At 53.2% G+C, this 13,664-nt stretch carries 11 protein-coding genes; 7 read left to right on the top strand and 4 right to left on the bottom strand.

Going from position 1 to position 13,664, the window contains the following annotated elements:
• Nucleotides 1–70: 70 nt before the first annotated feature.
• The 3 genes from fliT to fliD are packed head-to-tail and all read right to left on the bottom strand — an operon-like array spanning nt 71 to nt 2,296.
• Nucleotides 71–433, bottom strand: coding sequence for a flagella biosynthesis regulatory protein FliT (fliT, locus tag ABIC79_RS21020; protein WP_013575781.1), 363 nt, complete (start codon nt 431–433; stop codon nt 71–73).
• Nucleotides 408–845, bottom strand: coding sequence for a flagellar export chaperone FliS (fliS, locus tag ABIC79_RS21025; RefSeq protein ID WP_013575780.1), 438 nt, complete (start codon nt 843–845; stop codon nt 408–410). The genes fliT and fliS overlap by 26 nt, the downstream gene beginning before the upstream one ends.
• A 14-nt stretch (nt 846–859) precedes the next feature.
• Nucleotides 860–2,296 carry a flagellar filament capping protein FliD gene (gene fliD, locus ABIC79_RS21030; RefSeq protein WP_112152541.1) on the bottom strand — a complete coding sequence of 479 codons (1,437 nt, stop codon included), beginning with the start codon at nt 2,294–2,296 and terminating at the stop codon, nt 860–862.
• Between the two features lie 375 nt (nt 2,297–2,671).
• Between fliD and ABIC79_RS21035 the strand changes: the two genes are divergently transcribed.
• The 7 genes from ABIC79_RS21035 to tcyN all read left to right on the top strand — a co-directional run bounded on the left by ABIC79_RS21035 (nt 2,672) and on the right by tcyN (nt 9,167).
• A complete protein-coding gene (locus tag ABIC79_RS21035; RefSeq protein ID WP_013575778.1) occupies nt 2,672–3,952 on the top strand; it encodes a FliC/FljB family flagellin in 1,281 nt (426 codons plus the stop codon).
• A 308-nt stretch (nt 3,953–4,260) separates the two neighbouring features.
• The gene (locus ABIC79_RS21040; RefSeq protein WP_013575777.1) at nt 4,261–4,983 is read left to right on the top strand and encodes an RNA polymerase sigma factor FliA; all 723 of its coding nucleotides are present in this window, start codon (nt 4,261–4,263) and stop codon (nt 4,981–4,983) included.
• 54 nt (nt 4,984–5,037) lie between these two features.
• Nucleotides 5,038–5,544 (top strand): flagella biosynthesis regulatory protein FliZ, encoded by a 507-nt coding sequence (gene fliZ / locus ABIC79_RS21045; RefSeq protein ID WP_013575776.1) that lies wholly within the window; start codon nt 5,038–5,040, stop codon nt 5,542–5,544.
• Nucleotides 5,545–5,732: 188 nt separating this feature from the next.
• Entirely contained in the window at nt 5,733–6,743 is a 1,011-nt protein-coding gene (locus tag ABIC79_RS21050) for a D-cysteine desulfhydrase (RefSeq protein ID WP_166860431.1), read from the top strand.
• Between the two features lie 135 nt (nt 6,744–6,878).
• Nucleotides 6,879–7,679 carry a cystine ABC transporter substrate-binding protein gene (gene tcyJ, locus ABIC79_RS21055; protein ID WP_015690037.1) on the top strand — a complete coding sequence of 267 codons (801 nt, stop codon included), beginning with the start codon at nt 6,879–6,881 and terminating at the stop codon, nt 7,677–7,679.
• 70 nt (nt 7,680–7,749) lie between these two features.
• Nucleotides 7,750–8,418 (top strand): cystine ABC transporter permease, encoded by a 669-nt coding sequence (gene tcyL / locus ABIC79_RS21060; protein WP_013575773.1) that lies wholly within the window; start codon nt 7,750–7,752, stop codon nt 8,416–8,418.
• Entirely contained in the window at nt 8,415–9,167 is a 753-nt protein-coding gene (gene tcyN, locus ABIC79_RS21065) for an L-cystine ABC transporter ATP-binding protein TcyN (protein WP_013575772.1), read from the top strand. Before tcyL ends, tcyN begins: the two co-directional genes overlap by 4 nt.
• Nucleotides 9,168–9,566: 399 nt before the next feature.
• On the opposite strand, the gene putA is transcribed toward tcyN, so the two are convergent.
• On the bottom strand, nt 9,567–13,541 hold the full coding sequence (gene putA / locus ABIC79_RS21070) for a trifunctional transcriptional regulator/proline dehydrogenase/L-glutamate gamma-semialdehyde dehydrogenase (RefSeq protein ID WP_166860429.1): 3,975 nt from the start codon (nt 13,539–13,541) through the stop codon (nt 9,567–9,569).
• Between the last annotated feature and the right edge of the window lie 123 nt (nt 13,542–13,664).

Genomic DNA, 13,664 nt, shown 5'->3' on the forward strand with positions numbered 1-13,664 from the left:
CGCTCTCTGCCTCTGAAACCTTATTTTTGCACAAGAAATATTGGAAAGAAAACAAACAAATATTTAATAATTATTGGCGATCGCCGAAGGCAATCGAACGGAGGTCAATTTTTCCGTAAGTCGTATTCACTTGTTGTTGTCGGGACGACTGACCAATCAGCTCGGTGAGTTTATTCATCCGGGCTTGTAACAATGTTTTAATCGTATTTTCGTTATCAAGAATAATGCGCAAATAGCGGCGGACATCATTCTGAATCATTACCGATGTCTGTTCTGACATCGGTAACCGGGTCGTGGCTTCGACTGCTTTGACGTAACTGACTTCGAGCTCAACCAGCTCATCCCATTTCTCTTCTCTCGCCAGCCGCAACATCTGCTCGCTTAAAGACAGGATCAGTTGATATTCATTAACCAGATACTGATGTTGATCCATTATATTGGTCCTGCGACGGGTGGTAGTTTGGGCCGATTTGCCGCCAGGCATCGGCGATATTTTCAAGCAAGGTCAGCACCTCAGCGATGGCCTCTTGATCGTTGTGTAAATTTGCATGCAATAAACGACGGACCATATAGGAATAAAGCGCTTCGAGGTTATCCACTAATTCAGGATCGCCTTTTTCACGACTTAATCCGGCTTTCAGTCCGCTGTCGATAATGTTAATTGCCATAGACAGTGATTTGCCTTTTTCGGCAATGCTGCCCTGCTGGATAAAAATACGAGCACGGATCAGGGCGCTGCGCGCCCCGTCGAATAACATCGTCACCAGCTGATACGGAGTGGCGCTCATGACGCCACTTTCAAGGCCTACCTGTGCGTAGGCCTGAGTTCCTTTTGCATTATACATATTCAGTTTCCTTACTAGCTTGAACTTGATGAGGACATAGCTTCGAACTGCTGCGTCAGATAATCCGCTGTGCTGTTGAGCTTCTGGATCGAGACATCAAGTGCCGTGAATTGCGTTTTATAACGGGCGATGGTGTCGTTAATGCTGGTGTTCACCTTGTTGTACTGCTCGGTGAGGCTTTTCAGCGTGGTGTTCACGGCTGTTTGGGCATTAGCAATCGTACCGGTGCTGGTGTTCAGGAACCCGCTGTTCAGGTTGCTGATGTTGGTCATCACGCCGGTGGTTTTGCCGTCACCTACCATCATGGTCTGCACAGCATTCGGGTTACTGGTTAACGCTGCACTCAGCTTGGTGCTGTCAACTTCCAGCTTACCGGTGTCCGGGTCAGTGGTAATACCGATACTCTGCAATGAACTTACTGAACCAGAACCCGAGACGCCGGTGATCGCTGACTTCAGACGTGTCTGGATGGTACGCAGTGCGCTGTCACCCAGTAATGCGCCGTTGGTACTGTCAGCCGTATCGGTATTCGTCGCGGTGGCTGTGAACTTGGTCAGGCTGGAGAACGTATCCTGCAACTTGTTATACGCATCAACAAAAGTCTGGATAGCAGTTGTTGCTGTGGAGGTATCTTTCGCCACTGTCAGCGTTGCTGCGGTTGTGGTCGTGCCGGTCAGATTTAACGTAATCCCGTCCTGCGCATCACTGATGGTGTTGCTTTGACGTTCCAGATCGATGCCATTAAAGGTCAGCTTGGCATTGCCTGCTGTGGCATTTTCGGTCATCGCACCGGTGCCGGTGGATGAGTTATATCCGATAATATTATTCAGCTGGTCATCACCGGTGACGCTGACGGTCATTTCTGAATTGGTACCGGTATTGTTCGCGCTCAGTACCAGCTTGTAGCTGCTGTCATCCACTTTGACGATACTGGCCGTGACACCGCCACCGGCTTTATTGATCGCATCACGAACACCGGTCAGTGAAGTCTGATCATCGGTCAGTTTGATGCTCAGTGGTTTACTGCCGTCGCCCTGGCTGATGGTCAGGGTACGGGTATTATCAGTGGTCGTGGCGCCCAGTGCGGTTTTATTGCTCGACTGCGTGGCAGAAACCAAAGACTGCGCAGAGGCCAGCTGTGTCACGGAAACGGAATATTTACCCGCCGCGGCGCCGGTGCCGGTTGTCACACTGAACGCAGACGTGTTGCTCGACGAAGCCGTGGTCGCCCCGTAAGTATTGGTCGATGACAATGCGGTCGCAGCGTCAGAAAAAGTTTGTAATGCGCTTTGGAGCGTGCCATAGGCCGTCAGTTTGGCGCTATAGCTGGTTTGTGCCGCGGTGATCGGGGTTAAACGTTTTTTTTCTGCAGTCGTCAGGTTATCCAGCAGGTCTGAAAGTTGTAAACCTGAACCGATACCTAATGAAGAGATAGTGCCTGAAGTGGCCATAATTATCCTTTACAGTTTGATTGCCCTGAGTACGTGAATTTACAGTCGCCTTCGCTTCGTTCGTTCACCGGTTTTCCTGACGGATGTCAGGTAACGGGTTCACTCCCTCGCCGCTTACTGCAACTCCAATGACTTTAGGTATAAAAGAGTCTTTAAGCCCTATCGGCACGACGGAGAAAAAGTTTAATAGATCACAACAAAAAGTAATGGCGTGAATAGGCGGTATAAGGAAGGGTAATTCTCAAAGTAAGAAAACCGGATTTTTTGAGAAATAATTCTAAAGGTTACCGCAGTACCGCCGATACAAGTTTGGACGGTGATGAACGCCGTGGGCAATAAGCCCGAACCCTTAACCAGATTTGAAGGAATACACTCATGGCTCAAGTTATCAATACCAACACGCTGTCTCTGATGACTCAGAACAACCTGAACAAATCCCAGTCCGCTCTGAGCACCGCTATCGAGCGTCTGTCCTCCGGTCTGCGTATCAACAGCGCAAAAGACGATGCTGCTGGTCAGGCGATTGCTAACCGCTTCACTTCTAACATCAACGGTCTGACTCAGGCTTCACGTAACGCCAACGACGGTATCTCTGTTGCGCAGACCACTGAAGGTTCACTGAGCGAAATCAACAACAACTTACAACGTATTCGTGAGCTGTCTGTTCAGGCTGCTAACGGCACCAACTCCGATTCCGACCTGACCTCAATCCAGGACGAAATCACTTCCCGTCTGTCTGAAATCGACCGTGTATCTGGTCAGACTCAGTTCAACGGCGTGAACGTACTGGCCTCTAACCAGACGATGAAAATCCAGGTTGGCGCTAACGATGGTCAGACTATCGACATCGACCTGCAGAAAATCGACTCTACCACTCTGGGTCTGAACGGTTTCTCAGTAGCAAGCAACGCACTGAAAACCAGCGATGCAATCACTCAGGTTGGCGCAAGCGGCTCCCTGAAAAACGTTGACCTGTCTGCAGCGGCAACTTCTCTGGGCCTGGACGCAAGCAAACTGTCTCTGAAAAACGTTCAGACAGCAGCTGGCGCAGCGACTGCAACTTACGTTGTTTCTGATGGTACCAGCAACTACGCTGCATCTGTAGATGACGCAACTGGCGCTGTAACACTGAACACCACTGACGTTTCTTACACTGACACTGACAACGGTGTTACTGCAGGTACTCAGACTGGCAAACTGGTTAAAGTTGGCGCAGACGCCACTGGCGCAGCAGTAGGTTACGTTACCGTTCAGGGTAAAGACTACAAAACTGCAGCTGGCGCTATCGTTGACGGCGGCGCTACCGGTACTGCGAACGTTGCAAGCACCATCGGCGACATCGCCAGTGCTGCTAACACCAACGCTTACACTGGCGTTGCGACTTCTGACCCACTGAAAGCAATCGACGCTGCTATCGCTAAAGTTGACACCTTCCGTTCTTCACTGGGTGCGGTTCAGAACCGTTTCGATTCTGCCATCACCAACCTGGACAACACCACGACTAACCTGTCTTCTGCACAGAGCCGTATTCAGGATGCTGACTACGCAACAGAAGTTTCAGCAATGTCTAAAGCACAGATCCTGCAGCAGGCTGGTACTTCAGTATTGTCTAAAGCTAACCAGGTTCCTCAGTCTGTACTGTCCCTGCTGCAATAATTGTCTTAGTCGACAAATTACGCAGTTCGGTTACAAACAGAACAAACCCCGCTCCGGCGGGGTTTTTTTTAACTAAAATTTACCATTCTTAAGGATTAATGCGGGGCATTCGCTGGTATAATTTAAGATAATCTTTATGTTGCGATTGTTTTTTGGTCAATCGTTTGCGGTGTTACCGGCGGACGTCTGCAAACAGAATCTGCGAGACATAATCAAAATAACCGCGTTTTTCAGGCCTTATTCAGCCGATTGATTAGCGATTATCACTGGCACAATGATACTGACCCTAAATTTGCCAGGTTACGACAGTGAGCGATCTGTATACCGCCGACGGCGTGATAGACAAAAATTCTTTGTGGCAGCGCTATGTTCCGCTTGTGCGCCATGAAGCCCTGCGTTTGCAGGTGCGGCTTCCCGCCAGCGTAGAGCTTGATGATCTACTGCAAGCGGGCGGGATCGGCCTGTTAAATGCGGTTGAGCGTTTTGATGCGATGCAGGGGACGGCGTTTACGACGTATGCCGTTCAGCGTATTCGCGGCGCCATGCTCGATGAGTTGCGTAGCCGCGACTGGGTGCCGCGTAGTGTCAGACGTAATGCGCGTGAAGTGTCCCAGGCGATGCATAGCGCAGAACAGAAATTAGGGCGACCGCCGAGTGAAGGAGAGGTGGCGCAGGTGCTGGATATTCCCATTGAGGAATACCGGCAGATATTAATGGATACGAACAGTAGCCAGTTGTTTTCTTATGACGAATGGCGCGAAGAGCACGGCGATACTGCCGAGGCATTGATGGAAGGGCACGAAGAGGCCAACCCGTTACATCATCTGTTGGAGGGTAATTTACGCCACCGGGTGATGGAAGCTATCGATGCGTTACCTGAACGGGAGAAGTTGGTACTTACGCTTTACTACCAGGAAGAGTTGAATTTAAAAGAGATCGGGGCGGTGCTGGACGTCGGGGAATCCCGTGTAAGCCAGCTCCACAGTCAGGCGATTAAGCGTTTGCGAACACGCCTGGCCAACGACCACTGATCCGCTTTTTCCTGGCCGGTTATACATTTTATATCCCTTATCAGGAATAAATTTATGCCAGCGGGAATCAAAACAAGGCCTTTAAGCCGTTATCTTAAAGATTTTAAACACAGTCAGACTCATTGCTCACAGTGTGCAAAAGAACTCGACAGGATGGCACTGGTGTTTCGCGGGCAAATCATCAATAAAGAGGCCATCGCCAAGATGGACCAGCCTATTGATGATGACGTGTGGCACAACCTGTCGCAGGAACTGACCGCACTGTGTCGTTTTTGCAGTGAGATAAGCTGTAACAGCCATTCGTCCTATTTTGACATTATGGCGTTTAAGCAATATCTGTTTGAGCAGACTGAGATGAATCACAGCACGGTGCGCGAGTATGTTGTCCGCCTCCGCCGTCTGGATGAAATCCTCTCTGCAAACAACTATCCTCTGGATAAACTTTCAGGGGACAGTATCCACCAGCGGATCATCAATGATTTGCCGGTGGCGGGTCATGACAACTACCGTATTGCCCTGCGCAAATACGACCAGTATCTGGCCTGGCAGAAATCCGCGTAATCGGATCTCAGACAGACTGACACGCAATGCACAAACAGGCTCCTCCGGGAGCCTGTTTTTTTGTCTTGAATCTGTCCGCAGTTTCTATAAATTCTTTATATACTTACTCAATAACCTGTCTCTAAACTCAAACCAACTTCGACTATAACGACTTCGTGCGGCACCGTGCTGTGCGTCAGGGGAACATCGTGCCTGCTAAAATTTCTTTGCTTAAAACCCGGCTGGAAGCCTTCGATCGGATCGATTTACTGGGCAGCGCCACGCCGCTGGAAAAACTGCATCGTCTTTCCGAATACGCCGGACGTGACATTTACATTAAACGCGATGACATCACGCCGCTGGCGATGGGCGGTAACAAGCTGCGCAAACTGGAATATCTGGCCGCCGCAGCGCTGGCAGAAGGTGCGGATACGCTGGTGACCGCTGGTGCCATTCAGTCAAATCATGTACGCCAGACCGCCGCCGTGGCCGCCAAACTGGGCCTGAAATGCGTTGCGTTGCTGGAAAACCCGATCGGCACCACCGAAGTCAATTATCTGAGCAACGGCAACCGTCTGCTGCTGGATCTGTTCAATGTGGAAGTGGTGATGTGCGATGCGCTTGATGACCCGATGGCGCAGCTTGCAGAACAAGCCGAACGTCTGGAAGCACAAGGTTTTCGTCCCTACGTCGTGCCGGTTGGCGGTTCCAATGCGCTTGGTGCACTCGGCTACGTGCAGTGCGCGCTGGAAATCGCCGAGCAGTCTTCGGCCAGTTTTGTGGATTTCAGTGCCGTGGTGGTGGCATCGGGCAGCGCCGGTACGCACGCTGGTCTGGCCGTCGCTTTGCAACATTTAATGCCAGACACGCAGTTGATTGGTGTGACAGTGTCGCGCAGTGCCGATGCCCAGCGTCCCAAAGTTGAAGCCATTGCCCGGGAAGTGACAACACAATTACAACTGGGTGAGAAAACGCCGTCAATTACCTTGTGGGACGAATATTTTGCGCCACGCTACGGTGAGCCAAATGAAGCCGGAACCGCCGCCGTGAAATTGCTGGCAGAGCAGGAAGCCATGCTGCTGGATCCGGTGTATACCGGCAAAGCGATGGCCGGATTGCTCGACGGTATAGCGCGTGATTTGTTCCCGGATGAAGGCCCGATCCTGTTCATTCATACCGGCGGTGCACCGGCACTGTTTGCGTATCATCCGCAGGTTTAATACTCTAAAATCCGCTTATGCTTTTTTGAGCTAAGATTATGGAATTATATTCCTGATAACTGACGCGGCGGGTGCTACTGTGCGCAAATTCGTAGGGGATATAGCGTTCTATAACTAACTATAACTGAGGTGAATATGGGTTTTTCTACACTGCGTCGTCGTTTACTTCTGGGTGCTGTTGCGGTCACGCTGACAGCAGGCATGGTCAGCAATACTTTTGCTGACGAAGGGTTACTGAAGAAAGTCAAAGATCGCGGCACCTTGATTGTCGGGCTGGAAGGGACTTACCCTCCGTTCAGTTTCCAGGGTGAAGACGGCAAACTGACCGGCTTTGAAGTCGAGTTCGCCGATGCACTGGCGCAGCACATGGGCGTTAAAGCGAAACTGCAACCGACCAAATGGGACGGCATGCTGGCTTCGCTGGAATCCAAGCGTATTGATGTGGTGATCAATCAGGTGACCATTTCGCCTGAGCGTGAGAAAAAATATGACTTCTCTACGCCATACACCGTTTCCGGTATTCAGGCGCTGACTAAAAAAGGTCAGGAAGGCACCATCACTAAACCTGAAGATCTGAAAGGCAAAAAAGTCGGCGTGGGTCTGGGCAGTAACTACGAGCAATGGTTGCGCGAGAATGTGCAGGGCGTGGACATCCGTACTTATGATGATGACCCGACTAAATATCAGGATCTGCGCGTAGGCCGTATCAACGCCATTCTGGTTGACCGTCTGGCAGCACTGGATCTGGTGAAGAAAACCGGTGATACCTTAGCCGTTGCAGGCGCACCGTTCTCCCGTCTGGAATCTGGCGTGGCCATTCGCAAAGACAACCCGGAACTGCTGGCTGCTATCAACAAAGCGATTGCTGAAATGCAGAAAGATGGCTCGCTCGCCAAAATCTCTGAAAAGTGGTTTGGTGCTGACGTCACAAAATAATACCCGTAAAACCGGAGCGTCAGACTGGCGCTCCGGCTCATTACGAACTGATCCATAAGGTTCTTATCGGATGCAAGAAAGTATTCAACTGGTGCTGGATTCAGCACCATTTTTATTGAAAGGAACACTGTTTACGCTCCAGCTCAGTCTGGGCGGAATGGTGTTCGGTCTTATCCTGGGCTTCGTGCTGGCGCTGATGCGCCTTTCGCATTTCTGGCCGCTGTCATGGTTATCGCGTTTTTACGTCTCCGTTTTCCGTGGCACGCCGCTGATCGCCCAATTGTTTATGATCTACTACGGTCTGCCACAGTTTGGCATCGAGCTGGATCCTATCCCGGCAGCCATGATTGGCCTGTCGCTCAATACCGCGGCCTACACCTCCGAAACCCTGCGTGCGGCGATTTCGTCCATCGAAAAAGGGCAGTGGGAAGCGGCGGCCAGTATTGGTATGAATCCGTGGCAGACCATGCGCCGCGTGATTTTGCCGCAGGCCGCCCGCACCGCGCTGCCGCCGCTCGGTAACAGCTTTATCGGCCTGGTAAAAGATACCTCGCTGGCCGCGACCATCCAGGTGCCGGAACTGTTCCGTCAGGCACAGCTTGTGACGTCGCGCACGCTGGAAGTGTTCACCATGTATCTGGCCGCATCGGTTATCTACTGGGTGCTGGCGACTGTTTTATCCTTCCTGCAAAACCGTCTGGAAGACCGCGTTAACCGTCAGGATCAGGAGCCTTCATGAGTACCATTGACGTAAAGCAACTGACAAAAAAATTCCACGGACAAACGGTGTTGCACGGTATCGATTTACAGGTCAACGCCGGCGAAGTGGTAGCGATCATCGGGCCAAGCGGTTCGGGTAAAACCACCTTGCTGCGCAGCATTAACCTGCTGGAAGAGCCGGACGGCGGCACCATAAAAGTCGGCAATATCGAAATTGATGCCAGTAAGCCGCTCAGTAAACAGAAGAATAACGTCCGTGAGCTGCGCAAGCAGGTGGGGTTTGTTTTCCAGAACTTCAACCTGTTCCCGCACCGTTCAGTCCTGGAAAATATCATCGAAGGACCGGTGATTGTGAAGGGCGAGTCAAAAGAAAAAGCCATCGCCACAGCACGTCAGCTTCTGGAAAAAGTCGGGTTAAGCGGCAAAGAAAATGCCTATCCGCGACGTCTCTCCGGTGGCCAGCAGCAACGCGTTGCCATCGCCCGCGCACTGGCGATGAGCCCGGAAGTGATTTTGTTTGATGAACCGACCTCCGCGCTCGATCCGGAACTGGTGGGTGAAGTGCTCAACACTATCCGCGCACTGGCACTTGAGCACCGCACCATGGTGATTGTGACCCACGAAATGAGTTTCGCCCGTGACGTGGCAGACCGCGCTATTTTTATGGATCAGGGGAAAATCGTGGAGCAGGGGCCAGCGAAAGAGCTGTTTTCGAATCCGCAACATGCCAGGACGAAACAGTTCCTGGAGAAGTTCCTGGCCCACTGAGATCAAAACCGTGGGCGTCGGCCCACACCGACTTGGGGGACGGCTTATCGCCGCCGCCCCCCAAGCCCCCCCCGGCTCTTTCACTGCGCGCTTCGCTGGAGGCTATGTTTCAGCGAGCGAGGTGACAGCCGCAAAATCCCGCCGCTACGCGGCAAGATTTCCAGCCTGTCGCAGTGTTTCCTGAAACATAGCTTGCGTGCGGATCACTTGTTTGAAAAAGCGAGGGGAGTTCAGAGGGGAAAAGCTTTTCCCCTCTGGTCGGTTTCGGCGCGAAAGGCCACATGATAACCGTTATTGAGAAACCGAAATTTTCTCGATTCAGCCCTTAATGTAACGGGAAATTTTTTCAGGCTTTTTTAAAAGCCGCCACTTGCAGCGGCTTTCCTGCCATCCCAACCTTTATCCGATCGTCATCAGACTCGCATTGCCCCCGGCGGCTGCCGTATTCACACTCAGTGAACGTTCATGCAGCAGGCGTTCCAGCAGAATATTATCCTCGCCGCGTGCAAAGCCCTGTACCGATATAATGGCGCCCGGACGCTGCGCAATGGTCTGACAAAGTTCGCGCAACTGATCCGCATCACCGTGATAAATCACTGCATCAAATACCTGCGCATCGTTCTGCCAGTCTTTGGCGAAATCGACTCGCGCCTGCACTGCTTTTGGCAGGATGCTGAACAAATCACGTTGCAATGGCGCTTCCGGCCAGAGAATGCGGCAACCTGTCGCGGTGACAGCGGCAAGCTGGGTCAGGGCATCTTCCTGATTATCCGCCAGTGCCAGAACGCGCTCACGCGGTAACAGTGCGTAAGTGTTACGCTCGCCGGTTGGTCCCGGCAGTGTGCGCAAGGTGCCGCCCTGACTGGTTTGGGCGAAACGTTCGCAAACTGCGACAAACTCCTCACGGTGTTTCTGCTCCGTTGCCCATTGTTGCAGCGCCCGGTGCGGTGCCAGCAAGGCTTCGCGCACGGAGGTATCGAGCGGCAGTTCGCGATCCTGACGTAACAGGGTTTGCTGGACGGCGTCTTGCGGACGGCTGCTCAGCAGACGATAAAGATACAGCGGGCCACCGGCTTTCGGACCGGTGCCGGACAAGCCTTCGCCGCCAAAAGGTTGCACACCCACGACAGCACCCACCATATTGCGGTTCACGTACATATTGCCGACGTGTGCCTGCTGCGTAACGCGATGAATGGTTTCGTCGATGCGGGTATGAATACCCAGCGTCAGGCCATAACCGGCGGCATTAATCTGACCGATCAGCTTATCCAGATCCTGGCGGGCATAACGCACCACGTGCAACACCGGCCCGAAGATTTCTTTCTTCATCTCATCGAAGCTTTCCAGCTCGATCAGCGTCGGTTTAACAAAGGTACCGCGGCTCCATTCCTGCTGGTCAGCCGTAAATTCCTGCGCAGCCTGATACACGGTGCGGCCTTTGGTGCGCATCGCATCGATGTGTTTTTCGATACCGGCTTTGGCTTCGGCGTCGATCACCGGCCCGATGTCGGTAGACAAGCGCTCCGGATTGCCCATCCGGCATTCCGCCATCGCACCGCGCAGCATTTGCAGCGTGTGGTCGGCGACGTCGTCCTGAATACACAACACGCGCAGGGCGGAGCAGCGCTGACCGGCGCTGTCGAAAGCCGACGCGACCACATCCGTCACTACCTGTTCGGTCAGGGCGGAGGAATCGACAATCATGGCGTTCAGCCCGCCGGTTTCGGCGATAAGCGGCGTCGGACGCCCCTGCAGATCCAGACGACCGGCGATGTTGCGTTGCAGAATACCCGCGACATCCGTCGAACCGGTAAACAGCACGCCGCGTACACGTTCGTCATTGACCAGTTGCGAACCGACCGTTTCACCCCGGCCCGGCAGCAACTGCAATACGCCTGCCGGAACTCCGGCTTCATGCAGAATGCTGACGGCTAATGCAGCAATCAGCGGCGTCTGTTCTGCCGGTTTTGCCAGCACGCTGTTCCCGGCGGCCAGCGCGGCAGCAATCTGACCGGTAAAGATCGCCAGCGGGAAGTTCCACGGGCTGATACAGACCACCGGCCCCAGCGGACGGTGCGTGTCATTGGCGAAATCTTCGCGGATCTGCCCGGCGTAATAATGCAGGAAGTCCACGGCTTCACGTACTTCGGCAATGGCGTTATTAAAGGTTTTTCCCGCCTCGCGCACCAGCACGCCGAGCAGGTTTTGCAACTGCGCTTCCATCAGTTCTGCAGCGCGTTGCAGGATGGCGGCACGTTCTTCGGGAGGTGTCGCAAACCAGATTGACCCGGCAGCGGTTGAGGCATCCAGCGCGCGGCTGATTTCAGCTTCTGTCGCTTCGCGAACATACCCGACAATATCGGTATTTTCAGACGGGTTGATCACCGGCAGGAATTCGCCGTCGTCCGTTTGCGCATCAATTATCGGCTGCGCTTTGACCGGGTGGCTGGCGCTTTGCAGCAGGGCGCTGGAAAGGGAGGCCAGACGGTGCTCGCTGGACATATCCAGACCGGCAGAATTCACACGTTTTTCGCCATAAAGATTGCGCGGCAGGGCGATTCGCGGATGGGGTAACCCGACCTGACCTTCGCTGGCGGCAAGCGCTTCGACCGCCAGAACCGGATCGGCAACCAGTTCATCGATCGGTAACGTGGCATCGGCAATACGGTTAACAAAGGAGGTGTTCGCGCCGTTTTCCAGCAGACGACGTACCAGGTATGCCAACAGTGTTTCGTGTGTACCGACCGGGGCATAAATGCGGCACGGGCGGTTCAGTTTGCCGTCAGAAATTTTCCCCACCACCTGCTCGTACAGCGGTTCACCCATACCGTGCAGGCACTGGAATTCGTACTGACCGGGATAATAGTTATTACCGGCCAGTTGATAAATCGCCGCCACGGTGTGGGCGTTATGCGTCGCGAACTGAGGATAAATCAGGTTCGGCACGGCCAGCAGTTTACGGGCGCAGGCCAGATAGGAGACATCGGTGTAAACCTTGCGGGTATAAACCGGATAATCTTCCAGACCGTCCATTTGTGCGCGCTTAATTTCGCTGTCCCAGTACGCACCTTTCACCAGACGGACCATCAGACGGCGGCGGCTGCGCTGTGCCAGACTGGTCAGGTAATCAATCACCATCGGGCAGCGTTTCTGATACGCCTGAATCACGAAGCCGATGCCGTTCCAGCCCGCCAGTTCCGGTTCGAAGCAGAGTTTTTCCAGCAAATCGAGAGAGATTTCCAGGCGGTCAGCTTCTTCGGCATCGATGTTGATACCGATGTCGTAACTGCGTGCCAGCAAGGTCAGTGAAAGCAGGCGCGGATACAACTCTTCCATTACACGTTCATATTGCGCACGGCTGTAACGCGGATGCAGGGCGGAAAGCTTGATGGAAATGCCGGGGCCTTCATAAATGCCGCGACCATTGGAGGCTTTGCCGATGGCATTGATCGCCTGCTGATAGGACTGCAAATAGGCCTGCGCGTCTTTCGCGGTGAGCGCGGCTTCACCCAGCATGTCGTAGGAATAGCGGAAGCCTTTTTCTTCATGTTTGCGGGCATTGGCCAGCGCTTCGGCGATGGTTTCGCCGGTCACGAATTGCTCTCCCATCAGGCGCATTGCCATGTCCACACCTTTGCGGATTAGCGGTTCGCCGCTTTTGCCGATAATGCGGTTCAGCGATTTTGACAGACTCGCTTCATTATGCGTCGCCACCAGCTTGCCGGTGAACAGCAAACCCCAGGTCGCGGCGTTAACGAACAGCGACGGGCTGCGGCCCAGATGCGAATGCCAGTTACCGTTGCTGATTTTGTCGCGGATTAACGCATCGCGGGTTGGTTTGTCAGGAATACGCAGCAGCGCTTCCGCCAGACACATCAGCGCCACGCCTTCCTGAGAAGACAGAGAGAACTCCTGCAGCAGGCTTTGCACCATACCGGCGCGGCCGTTTGCACTCTTTTGGTTCCTGAGTCTGGTGGCAATGTCAGCAGCCAGTTTCAGCGCAGCATCATTGAGCGGGGCAGGCAAACGCGCCTGTTCAAGCAGCATCGACACGGCTTCAGGTTCAGGGCGGCGATAGGCGGCAGTGATGGCAGAACGGCTGACTGACTGTGGCAGGATCTGCTCGGCGAAATCTAGGAACGGCTGATGGGCTTCCTGAACCAGTTGCACAGCGACATCTTCCATACCTTCAGGCGCAGCGCCATTCAGCGCCGGAATTTCCGGCAGCGTATCGCCATTTTCCAGTCGTTCCAGATAGGAAAATATCGCTTGTTTGATCAGCCAGTGCGGCGTGCGGTCAATTTTGTGAGCCGCTTCTTTAAGCCTGTCGCGTGTACCTTCATCCAGCTTCACGCCCATCGTCGTCATACCCATGCGCAAACACTCCATATAAAAAATTTCAGGTGAATTCGTTATTTTATGCTGAGCAATATCTTCTATGTTGCAACCTTGTGCAACCCTGTTAATGCATGAAGTATGCCTGTTGTGATTTGTCTG

The organism is Rahnella sp. 2050 (assembly GCF_040544515.1).
In the GTDB taxonomy this organism is placed as follows: domain Bacteria; phylum Pseudomonadota; class Gammaproteobacteria; order Enterobacterales; family Enterobacteriaceae; genus Rahnella; species Rahnella aceris.

Coding starts and splice junctions, on each gene's coding strand:
- tcyN (WP_013575772.1), top strand. CDS start 8,415: ATGAGTACCATTGACGTAAAGCAACTGACAAAAAAATTCCACGGACAA.
- fliS (WP_013575780.1), bottom strand. CDS start 845: ATGTATAATGCAAAAGGAACTCAGGCCTACGCACAGGTAGGCCTTGAA.
- fliT (WP_013575781.1), bottom strand. CDS start 433: ATGGATCAACATCAGTATCTGGTTAATGAATATCAACTGATCCTGTCT.
- tcyL (WP_013575773.1), top strand. CDS start 7,750: ATGCAAGAAAGTATTCAACTGGTGCTGGATTCAGCACCATTTTTATTG.
- ABIC79_RS21035 (WP_013575778.1), top strand. CDS start 2,672: ATGGCTCAAGTTATCAATACCAACACGCTGTCTCTGATGACTCAGAAC.
- putA (WP_166860429.1), bottom strand. CDS start 13,541: ATGGGTATGACGACGATGGGCGTGAAGCTGGATGAAGGTACACGCGAC.
- tcyJ (WP_015690037.1), top strand. CDS start 6,879: ATGGGTTTTTCTACACTGCGTCGTCGTTTACTTCTGGGTGCTGTTGCG.
- fliD (WP_112152541.1), bottom strand. CDS start 2,296: ATGGCCACTTCAGGCACTATCTCTTCATTAGGTATCGGTTCAGGTTTA.
- fliZ (WP_013575776.1), top strand. CDS start 5,038: ATGCCAGCGGGAATCAAAACAAGGCCTTTAAGCCGTTATCTTAAAGAT.